This window comes from Stenotrophomonas veracruzanensis (assembly GCF_032911525.1).
Lineage (GTDB): Bacteria > Pseudomonadota > Gammaproteobacteria > Xanthomonadales > Xanthomonadaceae > Stenotrophomonas > Stenotrophomonas africana.
Genome location: NZ_JAWJTI010000051.1, coordinates 1 through 20546, shown reverse-complemented (window position 1 = coordinate 20546; position 20546 = coordinate 1). Strand labels below are relative to the sequence as shown.

The following is a 20546-nucleotide window of genomic DNA, read 5'->3' as shown; positions in this document are numbered from 1 at the left end:
CCCCCCCCCCCCCCCCCGGCACTACCATCGTCGTGTCAGATGTCGCGGTACTGGATCTGCGAAGCCAGTACGCGCAGGCCATCGGCAGTGCTGGACAGGATGCGCTCTTCGCCGACACCTTTCTGCCGTTTCAGCTGGAAGCCCTGATCGGCAGGCAGCTGTGCGGCGATGGCGTCCATGCGTCGCAGGGCATCGGGGCCGCTGCAGTCGAAGTGGCCCCAATGTGCGCCATCGCGGTGGATCTGCAGTCGGTAATTCATCGCGGTGTCTCCGGTAGATCCTGCAGCCAATGGTCGAACATCGCGGTGGCGGCCGCAGCCAGCGGTGCGCCATAGCGACGTGCCTGCGCGCGCAGGTCGGTGGGATCGATGCCGGCCTGGGTCAGCTCCAGCGTGTGGCCGATCAGCCAGCGCTCGAACTGGCGGGCGTCCAGTTCCGGATGGCATTGCAGCGCCAGTGCGTGGTGGCCGATGGCGAACGCCTGGTGACGGCAGGCCGGCGTGCTGGCCAGGCGGCGTGCACCGGCCGGAAGTTCGAACGCCTCACCATGCCAATGCAGTACCGGAATGCCCTGCAGGCACTGCAGCGGTGAACGCTGGCCTTCATCGGTCAGCAGCAGTGGCGCAAAGCCGATTTCCTTGCCGCCACTGGGAGCAACGCTGGCACCGAGTGCTCGTGCCATCAACTGTGCACCCAGGCAGATGCCGAGAGTCGACCGCTGCTGCCGCAGGCGGCGCTGCAGCAGGGTGATGCTGTCGTTGACGAAGGGATAGATCTCTGTGTCATTGACGCTGATGGGGCCGCCCAGCACCACCAGCAGGTCAGCCGCTTCGGCCGGATCGAGTGCGTCTACACCAGCCTGCAGCACCTGCAGCTGCCAGCCCTGCGCCAGCAGCAACGGTTGCAGGGTGCCGAGGTCTTCGAAAGCCACATGTTGCAGGACGACCGCGTGCTTCATGCCGGGCCTCCACTGCTAGGCCAGTAGAAGCTGTCGGGGGTGGCACGTGCACCAAAGATGGCCTGGCCGACGCGGACCACGGTGGCACCTTCCTCGATGGCCACTTCGAAATCACCGGACATGCCCATCGACAACTGCGACAGGTCCAGGCCGGGCGGGGCGGTGCGTTGCAGCTGGTCGCGCAGTTCGCGCAGGCGCACAAAGCAGGCACGCACGCGCTCGACCTCGGGGGTGAAGATGGCCAGGGTCATCAGGCCGCGCACGTGCAGGCGATCAAAGGCCGGCAGCTGCTGCACGAAGGCCTCGACGGCAGCGGGTTCCAGACCGTACTTGCTGGGTTCGGCGGAGGTGTTGACCTGCACGAATACATCCAGGGTGCGGGCTTCCAGCTGCAGGCGCTGCTGCAGGGCCTCGGCTACGCGCAGGCTGTCCAAGGCCTGGAACTCGCTGGCAAAGCGCGCCACGTAGCGCGCCTTGTTGGTCTGCAGATGGCCGATCACCGACCAGTGCACGCCCAGGTCGGCCATCGTTTCGGCCTTGCGTTGTGCCTCCTGCACCTTGTTTTCGCCAAGTTCGTGGCAGCCTGCGGCCACCGCCATGCGGATGCGGGCTTCGTCGACGGTCTTGCTGACCGGCAGCAGGCGCACGCTGGCTGGATCCCGGCCGACGCGGGCGCAGGCATCGGCGATGCGTTGACGCACCGTGATCAGGTTGGCGGCGATCTGTTCAACGGACTGGGCGACGGGCCAGTCGGCAGCGGCAAGGGGCATGCGGGCACCTCCAATGCAGGGCGGCCAGGGTGGGATACACTGGCACAGGACAAGATATATTTTGGCATAGGACAAAATGAAAATCACCGGGCACAGTGCCGAGTCGATCTTCGACAGCATCCGTGATGGCATTGGCAACGGCCGCCTGCCGGCGGGCAGCGTGCTGCCGCCGGTGCGTGAACTGGCCGAGCAGCTGGGAGTGAACCGCAACACCGTGGCTGCGGCCTACAAGCGCCTGGATGCGGCGGGCCTGGCCAGCACGGCGGGTCGCCGCGGTACGGTGGTGCGTGGCCTGCCGCCGACGCTGGCGCGCGAGGGCAGTACGCCCGGGCTGGCCCTGCAGGACCTGGCCGGTGGCAACCCGGATCCGCGCCTGCTGCCGAACCTGCGCCTGGCTCCGGCCGCACCACGGCTGTATGGCGTGGGTACGGTCGACCCGAGGTTGCAGGCGCTGGCGCGCGCCTCGCTGGATGCGGACTGCCCGGAGGGCTATGCGCTGGAGCTGACCCATGGCGCGGTCGATGGCATCGAGCGCCTGTTGGCGGCATGGCTGCTGCCGGGTGATCGCATCGCGGTAGAGGATCCGTGCTTCCTCGGCAGCCTCAACGTGCTCAACGCCGTGGGCCACGCGCCATTGCCGGTGGCGGTGGATGCACATGGCATGCAGGTCGAATCGCTGCGGCAGGCGCTGGAGGCCGGTGCACGCGCGGTGCTGCTGACCCCGCGTGCGCACAACCCGACCGGGGCCAGCCTGGATGCGAAGCGGGCACGGGCGTTGCGCCAGTTGCTGGCGGCCTATCCGCAGGTGGCAGTGCTGGTCGACGATCACTACGCGCTGCTCTCGCAGCAGGCCTATCACTCGGTGCTGCCGCTGGATGGCCGGCGCTGGGCGCTGCTGCGCTCGTTGTCCAAACCTCTCGGCCCGGACCTGCGGCTGGCCTGGCTGGCCTGCGATGAAGAAACCGCGATGCGGTTGCGGCTGCGATTGGCATCCGGTATCGGCTGGGTCAGTCACCTGCTGCAGGACGCGGCAACCTCGGTGCTGGCGTCGTCAACGCAGCGGGCGAAGATCGCCTCGGCAGGTGAGCGTTACCAGCAGCGACTGCAGTCGCTGCAGGAGCTGCTGCGCGCGCGCGGCATGTCGACGCCGCAGCCGATGGAAGGATTGAACCTGTGGCTGCCGTTGCAAACCGACAGCCATCCGCAGGTGCTGGCACTGGCGTCGCGCGGATGGCATGTGCGGGCGGGTGAAGTCTTCGCGGTGACGGCGCCGGGGCATGGCCTGCGCATCACCTGCGCGGCACTGGGGGCAGCGCAGCTGCGGCAGCTGGCGGATGACCTGGCGGTGGTGTGCGGTGTGTAGCGCTGAGCCATGCTCGACTTTGCTTCGCTTTTGTAGAGCCGAGCCATGCTCGGCTGCCGGTCATGTAGAGTCGAGCCATGCTCGACTGCCGTGCGTGTAAAGGCTCTACAAAAGCAGATCAGGGCGCGGCATTGGCGCCGGGGCGCACGTAATAGGACTGGCCGCTGTCATCGACGAACATCAGCTCCGGCTTGCCCTGCCAGGAGGTGAGCATGGCGCCGGTGTTGTTCTGGTGCTTGACCATCAGGCTGGCGCCGCGATCCGGGTTGGCCACCACTTTGAACACTTCGGTGGTGCCGGTGGCATCGTCCAGAGTCAACAAGGCTTCGCCGCCGCGGTCGCTGGTGCCGTAACCGCCGCGTTCGGAACCATCGGGGCCGAGCAGGATCAGGCCTGACAGGGCGGTGGCACGCGGCCCTTGGGTGCGGCCCTGGCTGAGTGGATCGGGAACCGGTGCGCCGAGGATCACCCGGGGCTGGCCGCTTGCATCGTGGATGACCAGCCCGCGTGCTTCGATGATGCGCTGTGGCGATTGGCTGCGATGCAGGCTCCAGGCGGTCCAGCCGGAAACCAGCAGGGCGAGGGTGGAGACCACCAGCGTGGTCAGCAGCAGTGCGCGGGGCATGGCGTCGTCCTTCCTTGGATGTGCCGACGATAGCGGATGCAAAAGGGGATGGGTAGAGTCGACTGTCAGTCGACTGTCAGTCGACTGCTGTTCGATCAGATCACGGAAATTCCCGCACTGACGTGCGCAGGTCGACTGACAGTCGGCTCTACCTCTACCTGGTCGACATCACCCAGTGGCCGTTACGCGGTGATTCCCGGCGTCAGTGGAAATCGCGGCTATGGCTGCGCAGTCCCTGCAGCAGCTCATCCAGGCAGTGCATGCGCTGCACGATGACATGCTGCACACCATCGACGCGTTCCAGGCGGCCATCGATCTGCATCAGCTGGGTATCGACCAGCACCCGGTGCTGGCGATCGGCCAGGTGCCGCCAGACCACGGCGTTGACCATGCCGGTCTCATCTTCGAGCGTGAGGAAGGTGACGCCGCTGGCGGTCTGCGGGCGCTGGCGCATGCGTACCAGGCCGGCGATGCGCACGCGACGGCCATGACCGTGGTCCACCAGCTGTGCGGCATCCAGACAGCCACGGCTGCGCAGCTGCGCACGCAGGAACGAGATCGGGTGGCGGCCAAGGGTGGTGCCGGTGCTGCGGTAATCGGCCTGCATGTCCTCCCATGCGCTGGGCAGCGGCAATGGCACGCGGGCTTCGGCGGTGGCGCGGGCCTGGTCGAACAGGGGCAGCCGGTTTTCCACGCCGGAGATATCCCAGCGTGCACGATGGCGATGGCCGCTGAGCCCGCGCAGCGCACCGGCATCGGCCAGCAGGCCCTGCTGGCGGCGATCCAGGGCGGTGCGCTGGCACAGGTCGCCCACATCGTCGAACGGGCGCCGTGCACGTTCGCGCATGATGGCCTGCATGGCGGGCTCGTTGCAGCCATCGACCAGACGCAGGCCGAGCCGGATCGCCGCCGGCCCCTTGCTGAAATCCAGCGTGCAGTCCCAGTCGCTGTGGCGCACGTCCACCGGCAGCACGCGGATGCCGTGCCGGCGCGCGTCCTGCAGCAGCTGGTCAGGACTGTAGAAACCCAGTGGCTGACTGTTGATCAGGCTGGCGGTGAACGCGGCGGGGTGATGGCATTTCAGCCAGCAGCTGGCATAGGTGAGCAGGGCGAAGCTGGCCGCGTGGCTTTCCGGGAAACCGTAATCACCGAACCCCTTGATCTGCTCGAACAGGTGCTCGCCGTATTCCAGGCTGAAGCCGTTTTTCAACATGCCCGTCAGCAGCTTTTCGCGATGCGGTTCCAAGCCGCCACGACGCTTCCAGGCGGCCATCGAGCGGCGCAATGCATCGGCTTCGCCGGGTTCATAACCAGCTGCTTCCACTGCCAGCTGCATCACCTGTTCCTGGAACAGCGGCACGCCCAGCGTGCGTGCGAACACGCGTTCCAGCTGTGGTGGGTAGAGCGGATTGTCCGGGTCGTTCAACGCGTCCGGTCCCTGTTCGCGCAGGATCCGCCGCCGCTCAAGGTAGGGATGGACCATGTCACCCTGGATCGGGCCGGGTCGCACGATCGCCACCTCGATCACCAGGTCATAGAACTCGCGTGGCTGCATGCGTGGCAGCATCGCCATCTGCGCGCGCGACTCGATCTGGAACACGCCGATGGTGTCGGCGGCGCAGATCATGTCGTAGGTCGGGCCGTCTTCATCGGGGATCGCATCCATGCGTCCTTCATGCAGGCCATGCTGTTTCAGCATCGCCAGGCACTTGCGGATGGCGGTGAGCATGCCCAGCGCCAGGCAGTCGACCTTCATCAGGCCGGTGGCATCCAGGTCGTCCTTGTCCCACTGGATGACGGTGCGGTCGGCCATCGCCGCGTTTTCCACCGGCACCAGGGTCGACAGCGGATGCTCGGAGATGACGAAACCGCCCGGATGCTGAGACAGGTGGCGTGGGAAGTCGATCAGCTCGGCGGTCAATGCCAGCAGCCGCCGCATCAAGGGTGTGTCCGGATCGAAACCGCGCTCGCGGAGGGTTTCCGGCAGTGGGATGTTGCCGCCCCAATGATCCATTGCCGCGCCGAGTTCGTTGACCTGGTCCATCGGCAGGCCGAGCGCACGGGCGACGTCGCGGATCGCGCTGCGGCCACGGTAGCTGATCGCCACCGCGGTCAGTGCCGCGCGCTCGCGGCCATAGCGCTTGAACACGTACTGCAGTACTTCCTCGCGGCGCTCGTGCTCGAAATCGATGTCGATATCCGGTGGTTCATCGCGCTCGGCGGAGATGAAGCGCTCGAACAGCAGGTTGCTGCGTGCCGGGTCGATCTCGGTTACGCCCAGCACGAAGCACACCGCGGAGTTGGCCGCCGAGCCGCGGCCCTGGCAGAGGATGTCCTGGCTGCGCGCGAAGCGCACGATGTCCTGCACGGTGAGGAAGTAGGAGGCGTAGTTCTTCTGCCTGATCAACGCCAGTTCGTGCTCGATCTGTTTGCGTTGCGCCGGTTCGATGCCGCCTTTCCAGCGCCACGGGATGCCACGCTCGACCAGCACGCGCAGCCAGCTGTCCGGGTCGTGGCCTTCGGGCACCAGCTCGCGTGGATAGGTGTATTGCAGCTGCTCCAGCGTGAAGTGGCAGCGTTCGGCGATGCGCAGGGTCTCGGCCAGCAGTTCGGCGGGATACAGCTGGGCCAGCGCGGTGCGCGGGCGCAGGTGGCGCTCGCCGTTGGGAAACAGGCGCCAGCCGGCTTCGGCCACGCTGCAACGGTGGCGGATCGCGGTCAGCGTGTCCTGCAGGGCGCGGCGGCGTCGCACGTGCATGTGCACATCGCCACTGGCGACCAGCGGCAGGCGGTGGCGTTCGCCAAAGGTCTGCAGCTGCTGCAGGCGGCGTGCGTCGTCGTGTTCGTGGTGCAGTTCCACCGCCAGCCACAGGCGATCATCGAAGCCGGCGCGCAGCAGTTCCAGGTCGGTGGCCGCCGGTTGACGGTCCAGCCACAGGCACAGCAGGCCGTCGGGCAGGCCGAGCAGGTCCTCGCGCAGGCAGCGGTACTCGCCCTTGGCCGCGCGCCGCCGGCAGGTGGTGATCAACTGGCAGAGCCCTGCATAGGCGGCCTGGTCGGTGCACAGCAGGGCCAGCTTGGGTCCGTCCTCGACCTGGAGTTCGGCGCCGACGATCAGCGCCACGCCATGCGTCTTCGCCGCCTGCCAGGCACGCACGATGCCGGCCAGCGAGCATTCGTCGGTGATCGCCAACGCGCGATAGCCTTGGCCGGCGGCGCGTGCGAACAGTTCTTCGGCGATCGAAGCGCCGCGCTGGAAACTGAAGGCCGACAGGCAGTGCAGTTCGGCGTAGCCGGGCAGTTCGCTGTGCATGGCGGCTCAGCCGAACCAGCCGTGCAGCATCCACGGCGCATGTGGATCGTTGCGGTCACGGAAAGCCCAGCCGCGCTGGCCATGCGCGGTTTCCACCACGTAGTAGTCGCGGCGTGCGTCGGCCTGGTCCCACCAGCCCGATTCGATCCGCTCCGGTCCGGTGACGATGCGCAGCCTCGGATCACGCAGCGGTTGCGGCGTATCCAGCAGCCAGCCGGGGCGCAGCGGCCAGTATGCCGGTGGCTTGGCCGCTGGCTGGCTGCCATTGGCGCGTTCGGGGCGATGGTCGGCCTGCACTGCCAGCGGCTGCACGGCGTCATCGCCCAGCCGCGCGCGCAGGCGCTCGCGCAGCTGGTTCCAGGGCATCGCCTGTGCTGGCCGGGTATCGAACAGGTCACGCGCGGCCGGTACGAACGGTGGCAGCTGCTCGGCCTGCAGGCGCAGTGCGCGGCTGCCTGCGGGCAGGGCGAAAGCCTCCATGCGGTTGCGTGCAATTTCGAACAGCAACGCGGGATCGCGTTCGGGGGCCAGCAGGCCGATGGTCAACACGCTGGCCGGCAGCAGGTCATGCTCGAAATGCAGGTCGAAGCGCTGCACGCCGCCATCGCGCGAACACAGGAACGCTGCCAGGTCCAGCAGCAGGCGACGCAGCGGGAACAACAGGGCCTGGCTGGATTCGATCTCGTACTCGAATTCGATGCGTGCATCGAAACGGTCCGGTGGCTGGTAGTAGCGCAGTGGCGCGGTGGGTAGCCCGCGCAGTGCATCCAGCTGCTGCAGAACCTCGGGGGCAAAGCGCCGGGCCAGGCTGTCGCGCGGCAGCTCGAGCACTGCGCCCAGCGTGCGCAGGCCGGAGCGGCCGAGCACCGTCACCGCCTCGTTGGGCAGGCCGCAGCGCGGCAGGGGCAACTGCGCCAGCGCGGCCGGCAGTTGCTGTGCATCGATGCCGAGGCCGTCGTGGACGTTGGCCAGCACGCGCGCGGCATGTGGGGTCGGTGCGGCCACCAGGCGGTGACGGAAGCCGAGTTCGTGCAGTTCGTTGCGCAGCCGCTGCTGGATCGTCAGCCAGTCACCGAACAGGGCGCGGCTGGCGCCGATCTCCAGCACCAGTGCATGCGGGAAATCGAGGCTGACCTGCGAGCTGTAGGCGTAGGCCCAGCTGGCCAGCAGCTGCCGGGTGTGCTGTTCGGCGTTGGGATCGTAATCGTGCAGGTGCATGTCCTGCACCAGCACCTGCGCAGCCGACAGCAGCATGCCCGGACGCAGCCCCGCTGCGCGTGCCGACGGGCTGACCGCACGCAGTACGCGACGCTGTGCCGGCCCCTGCAGCAGCACCAGTGGCCGCTGCGGATCCGGCTGCAGGCGCAGCACGCTGTCCAGCGCCAGCTGCGGCAACAACAGGCAGGCCCAGTGCATGGCGCGACCTCAGTGGGCGATGGCCAGCGGCAACGGCTGCGCCGGCGGCAGGCCGCCTCGGCACTTCAGCACCCGCACCTGGCCGTGGTCGAGCTGCAGGCGCAGGCTGGCCGGGGAGGGGTTGCGCGCTGCCTGCGCCTCGCGGAACACGAAGCCCAGGCACTGGCCGCTGTCGGCGGCGACCTGCAGCCGGCGCAGGGCGCGATCGTCGGCCTGGTGCGGCCAGCACAGCACCGCCGCGCAGGCGGCAGAGCGCAGGCATTGTTCGGCGGCCCACAGCGCCTGCTTCGGCGCAGCGTGGATGATCTGCAGCTGGGCCAGATCCAGCCCGGCCGCGGCCCAGGCCGGGGCATGCGGGCGATAGGGGGGGGCGACCAGCACGATCGGGCGGTCGCGCTGGCTCAGCCTGGCCAGCGCTGGCCAGACCAGCGCCAGCTCACCGACGCCGGGCGCCGCCTGCAGTACCTCGCATAGCCCGCTGGTGGGCCAGCCACCGCCGGGCAGGCGTGCGTCCAGTGCCGGGTGGCCGCTGGCCAGGTGGTCGCTGGCCGGCCCCTGGCGGGCCGGGCCGCGCCACAGTTGGCGCCCGTCCAGCAGCCGGTCGAGGGCGACGACCGCACCCATCAGCCGGTCCTCCAGAGGAGGCGCCGGGTGGGCTGGAAGCGGCAGGAACGGGCGGAAACGGCGGGCATGGCGCGAGTATCGACAGGCCGGTATCAGGGGCTGAGACCGGACATGCTACTCGCCTTGTGAGTAGAATTACTAATGAAATCGGAGGGTCCGGTTTCAGGTTGCTGAAGGGGGTAAGGAGTGCCGACCAGGGTCGGCACCCACAGGCCCGGTTACGGGCGGACTGGCAGCGCCACCGGACGCAGCGGCGCGGCATCGCCACCGCGGATCTTCAGTGGGCCGCCGATGAAGGCGAACTCGTAGACCTTGTCGCGGGCCAGTTCGTCCAGCGCCACCAGCTCGATGATCGGCGCGCCCTGCTGGGCCAGCAGGTAGGTGTGCAGCGGCACGTAGTCGTCGGACACCTCCGAGGGGAAGGTCTCAAAGCTGAGGTTGTCGGCACCGACGATCATCGCGCCGCTGTCCTCGACCAGGAAGCGTGCCGCGTCCAGACCCATGCCCGGCGGGTTGGCCATGTAGGCCTTGGGCTGTTCGAACAGGCGCATGCGGCCGGTGCGGATCAGCACCACGTCGCCCTGCTGCAGTTTCACCTTCTGGCGTGCCAGCGCATCCTTCAGGTCCTGGCGGGTGACGCGGTAGCTGTCCGGCAGCATGTCCACGCCCTTGGCGGCGGCCACGTCGATCAGCACGCCACGCGCGATCAGCGGCGGGAACTTCTCGATGCCGGTGACATTCCAGCCACGGTCGCCAAGATGCTTGTCGGCCTCGAAGCCGTTCCAGATCTTTCCGTGGATGCCGAAGTGGTTCAGCGCATCGATGTGGGTGCCGGTATGGCTGTACATCGAGAACGCGGTGCCGGTGTAGCTGCGGGTGAGGTTCATGGTTTCACCCACGCCCATCGGATCATCCATCACCGTGCCGCGCGGGGTGTGGGTCATCCAGAACTGGTAGTGCGGGTCGCCGGCATCCTGCCAGCTGGGCATGCCGACGTAGTAGTCGGTGGCCAGGTCATAGGCCTTGCCGCCGCTGACCCGCGACAGGATCGCCGCACGCGAGGACTCGGTGATCAGGTTGAGGCGGCCGATCTCGTCCTTCGGCCCCCAGGGGCTGGTGCCGACCTGCTGGCCGGAGGGAACGCGTTCGTGCGCGGACACGGTGGTGGAAGCGGTGGTGCCGGCCAGCAGCAGGGCCAGCGCGGTGACCAGGGTACGTGGGGTCATGGGGAATCTCCTTGCAGGGTGGGGGGCGGTGCGGCTCAGGCCGCGACCAGGGGCGCCAGGGCCTGGCGCAGGTGTGGCAGCGGCAGGGTCTGCAGGCGCAGGCCGTTGCCGCCGATCACGGTGGGAATGGAACGGATGCCGAGGGTCGCGGCTTCGGCACGGTCGGCCTGCACGCGCTGGCGTACTGCGTCGCTGCGCATGTGGTCAGCGAAGGCGCCACGTGGATGACCCAGCGATTCGGCGATATCCAGCAGGACTTCGGCATCGCCGATGTTGCGGTGCTGGTGCAGGTGCGCCCACTGCACGGCATCGAACATCGCGCCATGGGCGTCGTTGCCACCGAGCATGCCGGCGGCCTGGCAGGCCAGTGCGCCGAGCCAGCCGGACGGATACTCGAAGTCCTGTGCGCGCATGCCTTCGATATCGATGCGCGCGGTGTCTTCATGCGCGGCGCAGTCGGTCCAGTGGCGCAGGATGATCGCCTTGGCGCGCTCCATCGAGCCGAACACCTCGACCATCTGCGCGCGCGAGTCCTGCAGCACGAAGCTGCGGTGGCGCACCTGGATGCCGAGTTCGGCCGAGACCTGCTGCAGGCGCGGGGCCAGCACGAAGCACCAGCCACAGACCACGTCGTGGAAGAAATCGACCACCGGCGCGGCGGTGGCGGGGGAAGGAACGGAAGACATCTGCCTGCCATTGGTGAGAGGGGAGGCGGCAGATTAGGCAGCGCGGCGTGGCCGAAACAGCACGCGGCGGGCAGCTCAGTTTTCGCTGGCGGTTACGAATCCAGGCCGGCGCAGCCGGGCAGCTCGGCGTGCAGGAAATCGATGAAGGCGCGTACCTTGGGCTGCAGGTGACGCGACGTGGGATAGACCGCATGCACGAAGCGCGGCGGATAGCGGTGGTCGGGCAGCACCTGCTGCAGTTCGCCACGGGCCAGCGCCGGTGCCGCCAGGAACGAGGGCAGGGCGCCGATGCCCATGCCGGCCACCAGCAGGTCGCGCAGCAGCAGGCTGTTGTTGACGGTGACGCGCGCTGGCAGGGTGATCGTCACCTGGCCATCCGGGCCGTGCAGCGGCCAGCTGCCGGGGGAGTCGGACAGGCTGTAGGCCAGCACGCTGTGCGCCTGCAGATCGTCCACCGCCTGCGGTGCCGGATGCTGCCGCAGGTAGGACGGGGCCGCGCACAGCACCTGCTGCAGCGAGGCCAGCCGGCGTGCCACCAGGCGTGAATCATCCAGCTCGGCACGCAGCCGCAGCGACACATCGAAACCTTCGCCGACCGCGTCGAGCAGGCGGTCTTCCATCACCAGGTCCAGTGACAGCCGCGGATGCTGCTGCAGGAAGCGTGGCAGCAACGGCGACAACGTACTCAGCGCGAACGACTGCGGCGCGTTCACGCGCAGGCGCCCGGCCACGTCGCCGCGCTGTTCGGCGATGCCGCGTTCCAGCGCCTCCAGTTCGTCGAGCAGGCGGCAGCATTCGCGGTAATAGGCGTGGCCGGTTTCGGTCAGGCTCATGCGCCGCGTGGTCCGCTGCAGCAGTACCACGCCCAGATGCGCTTCCAGCGTGCGCAACTGCTTGCTCAGGCCGGCCGGCGACATGCCGAGGTCTTCGGCGGCACGGGCCAGCCCACCGCGTTCGACGATGCGGCGGAAGGCACGCATCAGGTTGAAGGAATCCATGCCGGCCCCGGGCGCGATGAGGGCGCCATTGTAGAGCCGCGCCGTGCGTGGATACAGGAACACGGCGCCGACCAAGCTCGGCATCCACCCGCGGCACGCGCTTGCGCCGTTTGTTCAAGCCGCCAACCCGCATGCCACGCCAGCATGCAGGCCCCTCACTTTCCGGGTTGCCCATGAAGCACTGGATGCTCCGCCTGTATGCCCCACTGTTCCTGCTGGGTTTCGTTGCCACTGCCGTCGTCTGGGTCGGCCACTGTCACGGTGATCCGTTGTGGCTGCTGGCCTTGCTGGCGGCCGCCATCGCGGTCTCGTTCGTCGCCGAGCGGGCCTGGCCGTACGATCCCGCGTTCAACCACGACCACGGCGACAGCCTGCGTGACACCCTGCATGCACTGGTCAATGAAAGCCTGAACCTGCTGTCGATCACGGCGGTGCCGCTGCTGGCGGCAATCATTCCATGGCAGGCCTGGCCGCTGCAGTGGCCATTCGCGCTGCAGGTGCTGCTGGCCATCGTCTGCGCTGATCTCGGCATCACCCTGGTGCACTACGCCAGCCATCGCATCGGCTGGCTATGGCGCCTGCATGCCGTGCATCACAGCGTCACCCGCATGTACGGCTTCAACGGCCTGATGAAACACCCGCTGCACCAGGCGGCCGAAGCGGTGGGCGGCGTACTGCCGCTGCTGCTGTTGGGCCTGCCGATGCCGGTCGCTGCGGTGCTGGCCCTCGCCATTGCCATCCAGCTGCTGCTGCAGCACTCCAACGTGGACATGCGTCCCGGCCTGCTGGGCCGGGTGATGGCATGGGCGCCGCTGCACCGCTTCCATCACATGCGTTACGGCACCGCTGGCGACGTCAACTTCGGCCTGTTCCTGACCGTCTGGGATCATCTGCTGGGGACCGTCTTCGACGCGCCAGGCTATCGATTGCAGCAGCGCGACCTCGGCATCGGCAGCCAACCGGACTATCCGCGCGACTATCCGGGGCAGCTGCTGGCGCCGTTCCGCGAACTGCCGCATGGCGAGGTGCCGGAGCTGCCGGAAGGTCTGCGCAGGCGCGGATGATGGGCCGTGTCAGGCCGCGTGCAGCTGCAGGCCCTGCAGCTGCGCGGCACCGATGCCGAACATGCGGCGCAGGCTGCGTGACAGATGGGCCAGATCGGCGAATCCAGCGGCATGCGCACTGTCGGTCAGGTTGTGCCCGCGCAGATGATGCATGAGCGCGTTGCGCAGCCGTTGCCACAGCACCCAGCCGCGCAGGGTGACCGCCAGCTCGGACTGGAAACGCCGGTGCAGCTGGCTGGTCGACAGATGCGCGGCTGCGGCAATGTCGGAAGCCGGCACCGGGCCAGGCAGGTGCTGGGCGATACGGGCCAACGCCGCCTGCACGCGGCGGTCCAGCGGTTGCGGGCGGCTCAGTCGTGGAAGCCAGTCGTGCAGTTCCATCGCAGTGCCGGGCAGCGAGTGCAGGTGCTGCTGGATCTGTTCGGGATTGGCATGCGCGGGTTCGAGGAACACCGTGCAGCCTGCTTCCGGCGCCGACAGGATCGCGTGCGTCTGGAAGGAGGGCAACCACAGCCGTTGGCCCTGCTGCCGTACGCCATCGGCTTCGACCTGCCAGGGTGCGCCGTCGCTGAGCAGCAGTTGATGGGCGTAGTGCGCGTGCGCGGCGCTGTCACCGGCATGACCGTGAAGCACGGCGGCGTGCGCATCCAGCAGCAACGTGCCATTCCAGGGCAGGGCGAGGGAGGACATGGGGGGATTGTAGATCCACGCCATGCGTGGATGAATCTCCATCGAAATCGAATATTTCGACAACGAAACGAAGAGCATCCACGCATGGCGTGGATCTACTGCAGGTTGCGAGAAACTGTCGAAGGCGGGGTGGGGTCCGGTTGCGGGGGCGTGAGCGCCATGGATGGCGCGACCGAGCCTCCAGGGACGGATTCACGGCGTCCCCCGCAACCGGACCCACCCCGCCATCCCACAGGAAACCCGCTTTTGCTTCGGCTGTTGCCTCTGTGGGTGCCGGGCGCAGCCCGGCCGTACCCTCACCGCCCGTGCGGGTCGGGCCGGTGATGCACGTACTCGACCACCGTGCCATCGGGATGTACCGCATTGAACGCCGCCCCGGTCGGTACCACCTGCAACGGGAAGATGATCTCGGCGCCAGCCGCGACCAGTTTGTCGTGATAGGGCCGAACGTCATCGACCAGCAGTGTCCCCGTGGTCGAAGTGAACGGCGCCAGCGCCGCCTCGCTGCCCTCGATCAGCAGGAACGCACCGACCATCGCCAGACGTAGCCCGGCCTCCGGAAACGGGAACCCCGCATCGGCCACCACGCCCTGCAGTTGCTCGTAGAAGGCCACACTGCGTTCCAGCTCACCGGGTGCCACGAACACCCGGATCAGCACGCGCGGCGCGCGCTGGCTGGATGTATCGCAGCGGTCGCGCCAGAGATGGTCGAAGTCGCGGTGGACGGTCATGGGCTCGGTTCGTGGCCAGGGATCTCCATTATCGGCAGCCCCACGCGGCCTGCTGATGACCGCCGGTGATGGCCTGATAACTGCTGGCCGGGTTGCCCCTGTGACTTAGGTCCTGTTGACAGGTGTGAACGCCCTCGCACAATCTTCACAGGATTGGGTCGCCCTGCGCGGCCCGGACAGGCAGGTTGTCACGCCGGGAGGAGGGTCCCAGGCGCAGACCGGCCCGTCCTTCGGCCTGTGGGACGTTGCCTGGCAACCCCTGCGCGGCATGAACGCTGCACCCTTCGGCGGCACTTTCCCTGGACCGATTGCCTTGGCAACGGAATTACGCCTGCCGATGAAAACGTTTACAAAGCCGCTTGCACTGTCCCTGGCCCTGTCCGCCGCACTGGCCACCCCGGCCTGGGCCGACCCCGCCGCGTTCACTGTGCTGACCCTGGAACAGGCGCCCAACGCCGAGGCGATGCCGGCCCTGGCAGCCCAGCTGAAGAGCCTGAACGTGGACGCGGTGAGCGTGCGCCAGGTGCAGCGCGGCATCGGTCAGGTCGATCCGCTGCAGGTGCTGGCCGATGGCCTGGGCTACGAGTACCGCTTCATTGCTGCCGGCAAGGACGATGGCCAGACCCAGCGCGGCCAGGCCGTGCTGACCCGGCTGCCGATCGCCGCTGAATCCGGCCCCGACCAGCCGGGCCTGAACTACCTGCGCCTGGATGATGGGCGCCACACGGTGGCGGTCTATACCGATGCCGGTGCAGGCGCCGCGCAGTTGCCGGCACTGGTCACCCGTTCGCGGCTGGGTGCACCGGCGGTGCTGCTCGGTGCGGTGGCCGGTGAATCGGCCAAGGCCGCAGGCTTCGATCCGGCGCGTGTGGCGCTGGAAGCCGACGCAAGCTATTTCAGCGATGGCTTCCAGGCCGCCAGCAGTGCACCGTTCAAGGTGGAAGGCAGCACCCTGCACGCCACCCTGCTGACCCTGGCCTATGCCGCCGACAAGCACAGCGAAAAGCCCTGGATGGACACCACCCTCAATGCCGACGCGCGCGCTGCGCTGCTGCTGAAGGCGATGACCGAGGATGAGAAGTTCCAGATGCTGCACAGCTACTTCGGGCTGGGCAAGGACGGTGGCCCGTTGCCGGAAGGTGCGGTCGGTTCGGCCGGCTTCGTGCCGGCAGTGCCGCGCCTGGGCATCCCGTCGCAGCAGTCGGCCGATGCCGGCGTCGGCGTGACCAATCCCGGTGGTATCCGTCCGGGTGACTTCGCCACCGCCATGCCGTCCGGCCCGTCCACCGCCTCCAGCTGGAACCGCGAAGTGGCCTTCGCCGGTGGCGCCACGATGGGCCGCGAGGCATGGCAGCAGCGCTTCAACATCCTGCTGTCGGGCAGCGTCAACCTGCAGCGCGACCCGCGCAACGGCCGCAATTTCGAATACGCCGGTGAAGACCCGCTGCTGGCCGGTTCGATGGTCGGCGCGCTGATCCAGGGCGTGCAGAGCCAGCACGTGATCTCCTCGATGAAGCACTTCGCGCTGAACGACATGGAGACCCGCCGCAACTTCCACGACGTGCGCATCGGCGAACAGGCCATGCACGAGTCGGACCTGCTGGCGTTCGAAATCGCGCTGGAAGCCGGCCGCCCGGGCGTGGCGATGTGCTCGTACAACAAGATCAACGGCACCTACGGCTGCGAAAACGGCTACCTGATGAACCAGGTGCTGAAGCAGGAATGGAAGTTCCCCGGTTTCGTGATGTCCGACTGGGGCGGCGTGCACAGCGGTTCGAAGGCGGCGCTGGCCGGCCTGGACCAGCAGTCGGCCGGTGAAGTGTTCGATGCGGCGGTGTTCTTCGATGAGCCGCTGCGTCTGGCCGTGCACGGCGGTGTGGTGCCGCAGGCGCGCCTGAACGACATGGTGGCGCGCATCCTGCGCACGATGTTCCTGCACGGCAATTTCGACAACCCGCCGCAGCACCAGAAGGTCGATGCCGAGGCCGGCTTCGCTGTTGCCCAGCGGACGGTGGAAGAGGGCAGCGTGCTGTTGCGCAATGAAGGCAACCTGCTGCCGCTGGCCGACAGCGTGAAGCGCATCGTCATCATCGGCGGCCATGCCGACAAGGGCGTGATCGGTGGTGGTGGTTCGTCGATGGTGGGGGTGACCGCCAAGGGCACCAACGCGGTACCGGGCGTGATGCCGACCACCTGGCCGGGCCCGGTGATCTTCCACCCGTCCTCGCCGCTGGAATCGCTGCGTGCGGCGCGCCCGGACGCGACCATTGCGTATGTGGATGGCACCAATGCCGCCGCTGCGGCCAAGGCAGCAGCACAGGCCGACGTGGCCATCGTGTTCGCTACCCAGTGGGCCGCCGAATCGGTGGACCTGCCGGACATGCAGCTGCCTGACAACCAGGACGCGTTGATCTCGGCGGTGGCCAAGGCCAACCCGAAGACCGTGCTGGTGCTGGAAACCAATGGCCCGGTGCGCACGCCGTGGCTGGCGCAGGTGCCGGCGATGCTGCAGGCCTGGTACCCGGGCATCCGCGGTGGCGAAGGCATTGCCGCGCTGCTGACCGGCCAGGTCAATCCGTCGGGCCGCCTGCCGGTGACCTGGGTGACGGACGAATCGCAGCTGCCGCGCCCGTACATCGACGGCCTCGGTTTCAAGCCGGCCAAGCCGTTCGGTGATGTGTTCGATTTCGATATCGAGGGCGCCAACGTCGGCTACAAGTGGATGGCGGCCAAGGGCCTGACGCCCACCTTCGCGTTCGGTCATGGCCTGTCCTACACCTCGTTCGCCTATGACAACCTCAAGGTGAGCGTGGAAGGCTCGCGCCTGGTTGCCAGCGTCGACATCCGCAACACCGGCAAGCGCGCCGGTGCCGATGTGGCCCAGCTGTACCTGAAGCTGCCCGCCGGCAGCACCACGCCGATCCGCCTGATCGGCTATGACAAGGTGAACCTGCAGCCGGGCGAACAGCGCCGCATCCGCATCGAAGCCGAGCCGAAGACCCTGGCCCACTACGATGCACAGGCGCGCCAGTGGAAGATCGACGGCGGCACCTACCAGGTGCAGCTGTCGCGCAATGCGGCCGAGCCGCTGCAGACGGTGGACGTGCAGCTGGTGGAGCAGGTGCTGCGCTGATGCCTGAAGACACGGCCCGCACAGGGCCGTGTCTGTTTGTGCTGCTTCTGTAGAGCCGAGCCAACGCTCGGCTGATGAACAGTGAAGGCTGAGCCGACGAGCAGCCGAGCATGGGCTCGGCTCTACACCGGCGGGCTGACAAACCGGTCGCGCAGGAAATCGATCAGCTGCCGTACCTTTGGTGAGGGCTGCGCGCTGTGCGGGTAAACCGCGTACACGCTCTGCTGCGGGAAGCGGTGCTGGCGAAGTACCGGTCGCAGCCGGTCCTGGGCCAGGTCGTCCTCGATCAGCCAGCGTGGCAGCACGGTGACCCCGGCGCCGGCCACGGCGAAGGCACGCAGGCTGCTGGCACCATCTACGCGCACCACCGCATTGCCCGGGTTGGTGGCGAACAATGCGTCGCTGCCATCCGGCGCCACCACCGGTACATCGGCCAGGCGCGGGTAGCCGAGGCGGGGCAGGGCGCCCAGCTGCACCGGGTCATCGGCTGCATCCGCGGAGGGCAGCCGGGCCAGCAACGAGGGCGCGGCCACCGCGCACAGCGGATGCCGTTCCAGTTCGCTGGCATGCAGGCCTGAATCCGGCAGGCGGCCCAGGCGGATGGCCAGGTCGAAACGTTCGGGAATCAGGTCGGCCGGTGCCGGTGAGGTCGACAGGTGCAGCTGCAGCGCCGGGTGCCGCGCACGGAAGGCCTCCAGCGCTGCGATCAGGCGCAGCTGCGCGTATTCCGGAGTAGTGGTCAGGCGCAGTACGCCCTGCAGCTGATGCTGGTCGCGCCGCGCGGCATCGATGGCTGCCTGTGCGGCATCCAGTGCCTGCACGCAGTGCTGCAGGAACTGTTCACCGGCCTCGGTCAGCGCCAGATGGCGGGTACTGCGCAGCAGCAGGGTCACGCCCAGCTCCTGTTCCAGCCGCTTCAGGTTGAAGCTGACCACCGCGCGGCTGAGGCCGAGGCGATCGGCGGCGGCGGTCAGGCTGCCGGCCTCGACCACGGCGCGGAAGATATCGAAGCGGTCGAGGCTGACCATGGCGATCCATTGTCAAAACAGATTTGACAGTGTTGCAGCTGTCGTCGTGTTTTTCCAACAAGGCCCGCACGGCATGCTGGCGACTTCTCCGCTGGAGCGCCGCCGATGCCGTCCCCCCGCCTGCGCCATGAGGCGATCTTCCTGCTGGTGTTCGCACTGGATCTGGTCAACATGTTCATCGCCACGGTGGCCTATCCGGCACTGGCAGCGGAACTGCACGCTGATGTCGGTACCCTGGCATGGGTCGGCACCGCCTACATGCTGGGCCTGAGCGTGGTGATTCCGCTGGCGCCCTGGCTGGCTGCGCGCTGCGGCGAGCGTCGCCTGCTGCTGGTGGCGTTGCTGTTGTTCGCGGTTGCCGCTGCGCTGGCCGGCGCAGCACCGGGGATCGGCTGGCTGCTGGGCTGGCGCCTGCTGCAGGGGCTGGCCGGCGGCCTGCTGATTCCAGTGGCCCAGGCCGCGGCCTACCGCCAGTGCACGCCCGAGCAGCGTGGTGCGTTGACCCGGCGCATCCTGCTGGTGGCGCTGCTGGTGCCGGCACTGGCGCCCGCGCTGGGCGGGCTGCTGGTGCAGTGGTTGTCCTGGCGCGGCGTGCTCTGGGCCAGCCTGCCCGTGGCGGTGGTGGCGATCGGGTTGGTGCTGGCCTGGATGCCGACCGATGGCGCGCGCAGTGCGCCGCGCCTGCAGGCCTATGCGCTGTCCACCGCGATGCTGGCGCTGGGCGTGCTGCTGCTGGCGTTGACCTGGCTGGGTGAACCCGGTCATCGGGCCGCCGGTGCCGTACTGCTGTTGATCGCAATGCTGTTGGCGGCGGCCCACCTGCGACATGCACGGCAGCAGGCGCAGCCACTGCTGCGCTGGTCGCTGTTGTCCCATCGCGGGCTGCGGCTGGCGATGCTGATCTATCTGGCCGTACCCGGTGTATTCATCGGCAGCCAGCTGGTCAGTACCCTGCAGCTGCACCAGGCCGGCTACAGCGCGGCACGCATCGGCGCGTTGATGCTGCCCTGGGCGCTGGCCTCGGCCATTGCGATCACCGCCAGCAAGCGCCTGCTGGCTCGCTTCGGCCCGGCCACGGTACTGCGTGCCGGCATGCTGCTGCAGGCCAGCGGCCTGCTGTTGATGGCGCTGTTGCCGCAGCCGGCCTTCGCCTTGGCCGCGCTGTTGTTCGCGCTGATGGGCGCCGGTGGCAGCCTGTGCAGCAGTACCGCGCAGACGCTGGCTTTCCACGGCGTGGAGGGTGAAGCGCTGGGCGATGCCAGTGCCCTTTGGAACCTCAACCGTCAGTTCAGTTTCTGCCTTGGTACTGCCGCCATTGCGCTGTTGCTGGCGCTGGCCATGCAGTGGCTGCCGGCACGCGCCACCAGCGTGGCGCTGGGTCTTGCCGCCGCAATGACGCTGTTGCCGATGGCGCTGTTGCGCCACTCGCACTCTGTTTCCCTTTCGCAACCCGAGAATGCCTGATGGATATCACCGCAGAACATGAAGTCCACCACCTGCACGACAAGCTGCAGGCCTGGTTCCGTGCCGATGTCGGCGCCGATGCGCTGGCGGATCTGATGGCGCACTTCTGTGCAGACTTCAGCATGGTCGGCATCGCGGGTCGCAGGCTGGACCGGAAGGCCGTGCAGGCACTGTTCGCGGGCGGTCATGGCGCGCGTCCAGGACTGCAGATTTCCATCGACGCCGTGCAGGCGGTGGAAGCGCCATCACCGCTGGCGGTGCTGCGCTATCGCGAAGGGCATTCGCTCGCTAGCGGTCAGCTCACATGGCGCGAATCGTTGGCCGTGCTGCGGCAGGAGCAGGGTCGCTGGCGCTGGTTGGCGCTGCATGAAGTGCCGGTGGCCTGACCGGTAGTGCCGGCCGCTGGCCGGCAACCGCGTAACGCACCCCGGGATCATGAAGTTGCCGGCCAACGGCC

18 protein-coding genes are annotated in these 20546 nt (G+C 68.0%); 5 read left to right on the top strand and 13 right to left on the bottom strand.

Going from position 1 to position 20546, the window contains the following annotated elements:
• Nucleotides 1–35: 35 nt before the first annotated feature.
• The 3 genes from R1H25_RS19215 to R1H25_RS19205 are packed head-to-tail and all read right to left on the bottom strand — an operon-like array spanning nt 36 to nt 1728.
• A complete protein-coding gene (locus R1H25_RS19215; RefSeq protein ID WP_049449260.1) occupies nt 36–260 on the bottom strand; it encodes a hypothetical protein in 225 nt (74 codons plus the stop codon).
• Nucleotides 257–958, bottom strand: a complete 702-nt coding sequence (locus R1H25_RS19210) for a glutamine amidotransferase (protein ID WP_049449258.1) — start codon at nt 956–958, stop codon at nt 257–259. Before R1H25_RS19210 ends, R1H25_RS19215 begins: the two co-directional genes overlap by 4 nt.
• Nucleotides 955–1728 (bottom strand): YggS family pyridoxal phosphate-dependent enzyme, encoded by a 774-nt coding sequence (locus R1H25_RS19205; RefSeq protein ID WP_317224377.1) that lies wholly within the window; start codon nt 1726–1728, stop codon nt 955–957. The genes R1H25_RS19210 and R1H25_RS19205 overlap by 4 nt, the downstream gene beginning before the upstream one ends.
• 76 nt (nt 1729–1804) lie before the next feature.
• On the opposite strand from R1H25_RS19205, the gene ptsJ reads away from it, so the two are divergent.
• Complete coding sequence (ptsJ, locus tag R1H25_RS19200; protein ID WP_317224376.1) at nt 1805–3091, top strand: transcriptional regulator PtsJ; 1287 nt, start codon at nt 1805–1807, stop codon at nt 3089–3091.
• Between the two features lie 118 nt (nt 3092–3209).
• Here ptsJ and R1H25_RS19195 read toward each other — a convergent pair whose 3' ends face one another.
• From R1H25_RS19195 to R1H25_RS19165, 7 genes are all read right to left on the bottom strand, one after another.
• Nucleotides 3210–3716, bottom strand: a complete 507-nt coding sequence (locus R1H25_RS19195; RefSeq protein WP_019336451.1) for a hypothetical protein — start codon at nt 3714–3716, stop codon at nt 3210–3212.
• Nucleotides 3717–3918: 202 nt separating this feature from the next.
• Nucleotides 3919–7029 (bottom strand): error-prone DNA polymerase, encoded by a 3111-nt coding sequence (locus R1H25_RS19190; protein ID WP_317224375.1) that lies wholly within the window; start codon nt 7027–7029, stop codon nt 3919–3921.
• 6 nt (nt 7030–7035) lie between these two features.
• Entirely contained in the window at nt 7036–8445 is a 1410-nt protein-coding gene (locus R1H25_RS19185) for a DNA polymerase Y family protein (protein WP_317224374.1), read from the bottom strand.
• Between the two features lie 9 nt (nt 8446–8454).
• Nucleotides 8455–9069, bottom strand: coding sequence for a translesion DNA synthesis-associated protein ImuA (imuA, locus tag R1H25_RS19180; protein ID WP_057501426.1), 615 nt, complete (start codon nt 9067–9069; stop codon nt 8455–8457).
• A 218-nt stretch (nt 9070–9287) separates the two neighbouring features.
• Complete coding sequence (locus R1H25_RS19175; RefSeq protein ID WP_317224373.1) at nt 9288–10295, bottom strand: cyclase family protein; 1008 nt, start codon at nt 10293–10295, stop codon at nt 9288–9290.
• 35 nt (nt 10296–10330) lie between these two features.
• Nucleotides 10331–10981, bottom strand: a complete 651-nt coding sequence (locus tag R1H25_RS19170) for a DsbA family protein (RefSeq protein ID WP_043035201.1) — start codon at nt 10979–10981, stop codon at nt 10331–10333.
• Nucleotides 10982–11073: 92 nt separating this feature from the next.
• Nucleotides 11074–11979: a LysR family transcriptional regulator gene (locus R1H25_RS19165; protein ID WP_317224372.1), complete on the bottom strand. Its 906-nt coding sequence runs from the start codon at nt 11977–11979 to the stop codon at nt 11074–11076.
• A gap of 185 nt (nt 11980–12164) precedes the next feature.
• Here R1H25_RS19165 and R1H25_RS19160 point away from each other — a divergent pair, with 185 nt between their 5' ends.
• A complete protein-coding gene (locus R1H25_RS19160) occupies nt 12165–13043 on the top strand; it encodes a sterol desaturase family protein (protein ID WP_317224371.1) in 879 nt (292 codons plus the stop codon).
• A gap of 9 nt (nt 13044–13052) precedes the next feature.
• Here the strand turns inward: R1H25_RS19160 and R1H25_RS19155 are convergent, their stop codons facing one another.
• Nucleotides 13053–13757, bottom strand: coding sequence for an AraC family transcriptional regulator (locus tag R1H25_RS19155; protein WP_317224370.1), 705 nt, complete (start codon nt 13755–13757; stop codon nt 13053–13055).
• A gap of 272 nt (nt 13758–14029) precedes the next feature.
• Complete coding sequence (locus R1H25_RS19150) at nt 14030–14464, bottom strand: VOC family protein (RefSeq protein ID WP_021204492.1); 435 nt, start codon at nt 14462–14464, stop codon at nt 14030–14032.
• A 337-nt stretch (nt 14465–14801) separates the two neighbouring features.
• Between R1H25_RS19150 and R1H25_RS19145 the strand changes: the two genes are divergently transcribed.
• Nucleotides 14802–17597, top strand: a complete 2796-nt coding sequence (locus tag R1H25_RS19145; protein WP_317224369.1) for a glycoside hydrolase family 3 C-terminal domain-containing protein — start codon at nt 14802–14804, stop codon at nt 17595–17597.
• A 122-nt stretch (nt 17598–17719) separates the two neighbouring features.
• Here the strand turns inward: R1H25_RS19145 and R1H25_RS19140 are convergent, their stop codons facing one another.
• A complete protein-coding gene (locus R1H25_RS19140; protein ID WP_317224368.1) occupies nt 17720–18625 on the bottom strand; it encodes a LysR family transcriptional regulator in 906 nt (301 codons plus the stop codon).
• A 105-nt stretch (nt 18626–18730) separates the two neighbouring features.
• Between R1H25_RS19140 and R1H25_RS19135 the strand changes: the two genes are divergently transcribed.
• Both R1H25_RS19135 and R1H25_RS19130 read left to right on the top strand, forming a co-directional pair.
• Nucleotides 18731–20089: an MFS transporter gene (locus R1H25_RS19135; RefSeq protein WP_317224367.1), complete on the top strand. Its 1359-nt coding sequence runs from the start codon at nt 18731–18733 to the stop codon at nt 20087–20089.
• A complete protein-coding gene (locus R1H25_RS19130; protein ID WP_317224366.1) occupies nt 20089–20475 on the top strand; it encodes a DUF4440 domain-containing protein in 387 nt (128 codons plus the stop codon). Before R1H25_RS19135 ends, R1H25_RS19130 begins: the two co-directional genes overlap by 1 nt.
• The last annotated feature ends 71 nt before the right edge of the window (nt 20476–20546 follow it).

What these genes read in the sequence shown, in the direction of transcription:
- R1H25_RS19215 (WP_049449260.1), bottom strand. Translation starts at nt 260, where the DNA reads ATGAATTACCGACTGCAGATCCACCGCGATGGCGCACATTGGGGCCAC.
- R1H25_RS19210 (WP_049449258.1), bottom strand. Translation starts at nt 958, where the DNA reads ATGAAGCACGCGGTCGTCCTGCAACATGTGGCTTTCGAAGACCTCGGC.
- R1H25_RS19205 (WP_317224377.1), bottom strand. Translation starts at nt 1,728, where the DNA reads ATGCCCCTTGCCGCTGCCGACTGGCCCGTCGCCCAGTCCGTTGAACAG.
- ptsJ (WP_317224376.1), top strand. Translation starts at nt 1,805, where the DNA reads ATGAAAATCACCGGGCACAGTGCCGAGTCGATCTTCGACAGCATCCGT.
- R1H25_RS19195 (WP_019336451.1), bottom strand. Translation starts at nt 3,716, where the DNA reads ATGCCCCGCGCACTGCTGCTGACCACGCTGGTGGTCTCCACCCTCGCC.
- R1H25_RS19190 (WP_317224375.1), bottom strand. Translation starts at nt 7,029, where the DNA reads ATGCACAGCGAACTGCCCGGCTACGCCGAACTGCACTGCCTGTCGGCC.
- R1H25_RS19185 (WP_317224374.1), bottom strand. Translation starts at nt 8,445, where the DNA reads ATGCACTGGGCCTGCCTGTTGTTGCCGCAGCTGGCGCTGGACAGCGTG.
- imuA (WP_057501426.1), bottom strand. Translation starts at nt 9,069, where the DNA reads ATGGGTGCGGTCGTCGCCCTCGACCGGCTGCTGGACGGGCGCCAACTG.
- R1H25_RS19175 (WP_317224373.1), bottom strand. Translation starts at nt 10,295, where the DNA reads ATGACCCCACGTACCCTGGTCACCGCGCTGGCCCTGCTGCTGGCCGGC.
- R1H25_RS19170 (WP_043035201.1), bottom strand. Translation starts at nt 10,981, where the DNA reads ATGTCTTCCGTTCCTTCCCCCGCCACCGCCGCGCCGGTGGTCGATTTC.
- R1H25_RS19165 (WP_317224372.1), bottom strand. Translation starts at nt 11,979, where the DNA reads ATGGATTCCTTCAACCTGATGCGTGCCTTCCGCCGCATCGTCGAACGC.
- R1H25_RS19160 (WP_317224371.1), top strand. Translation starts at nt 12,165, where the DNA reads ATGCTCCGCCTGTATGCCCCACTGTTCCTGCTGGGTTTCGTTGCCACT.
- R1H25_RS19155 (WP_317224370.1), bottom strand. Translation starts at nt 13,757, where the DNA reads ATGGCGTGGATCTACAATCCCCCCATGTCCTCCCTCGCCCTGCCCTGG.
- R1H25_RS19150 (WP_021204492.1), bottom strand. Translation starts at nt 14,464, where the DNA reads ATGACCGTCCACCGCGACTTCGACCATCTCTGGCGCGACCGCTGCGAT.
- R1H25_RS19145 (WP_317224369.1), top strand. Translation starts at nt 14,802, where the DNA reads ATGAAAACGTTTACAAAGCCGCTTGCACTGTCCCTGGCCCTGTCCGCC.
- R1H25_RS19140 (WP_317224368.1), bottom strand. Translation starts at nt 18,625, where the DNA reads ATGGTCAGCCTCGACCGCTTCGATATCTTCCGCGCCGTGGTCGAGGCC.
- R1H25_RS19135 (WP_317224367.1), top strand. Translation starts at nt 18,731, where the DNA reads ATGCCGTCCCCCCGCCTGCGCCATGAGGCGATCTTCCTGCTGGTGTTC.
- R1H25_RS19130 (WP_317224366.1), top strand. Translation starts at nt 20,089, where the DNA reads ATGGATATCACCGCAGAACATGAAGTCCACCACCTGCACGACAAGCTG.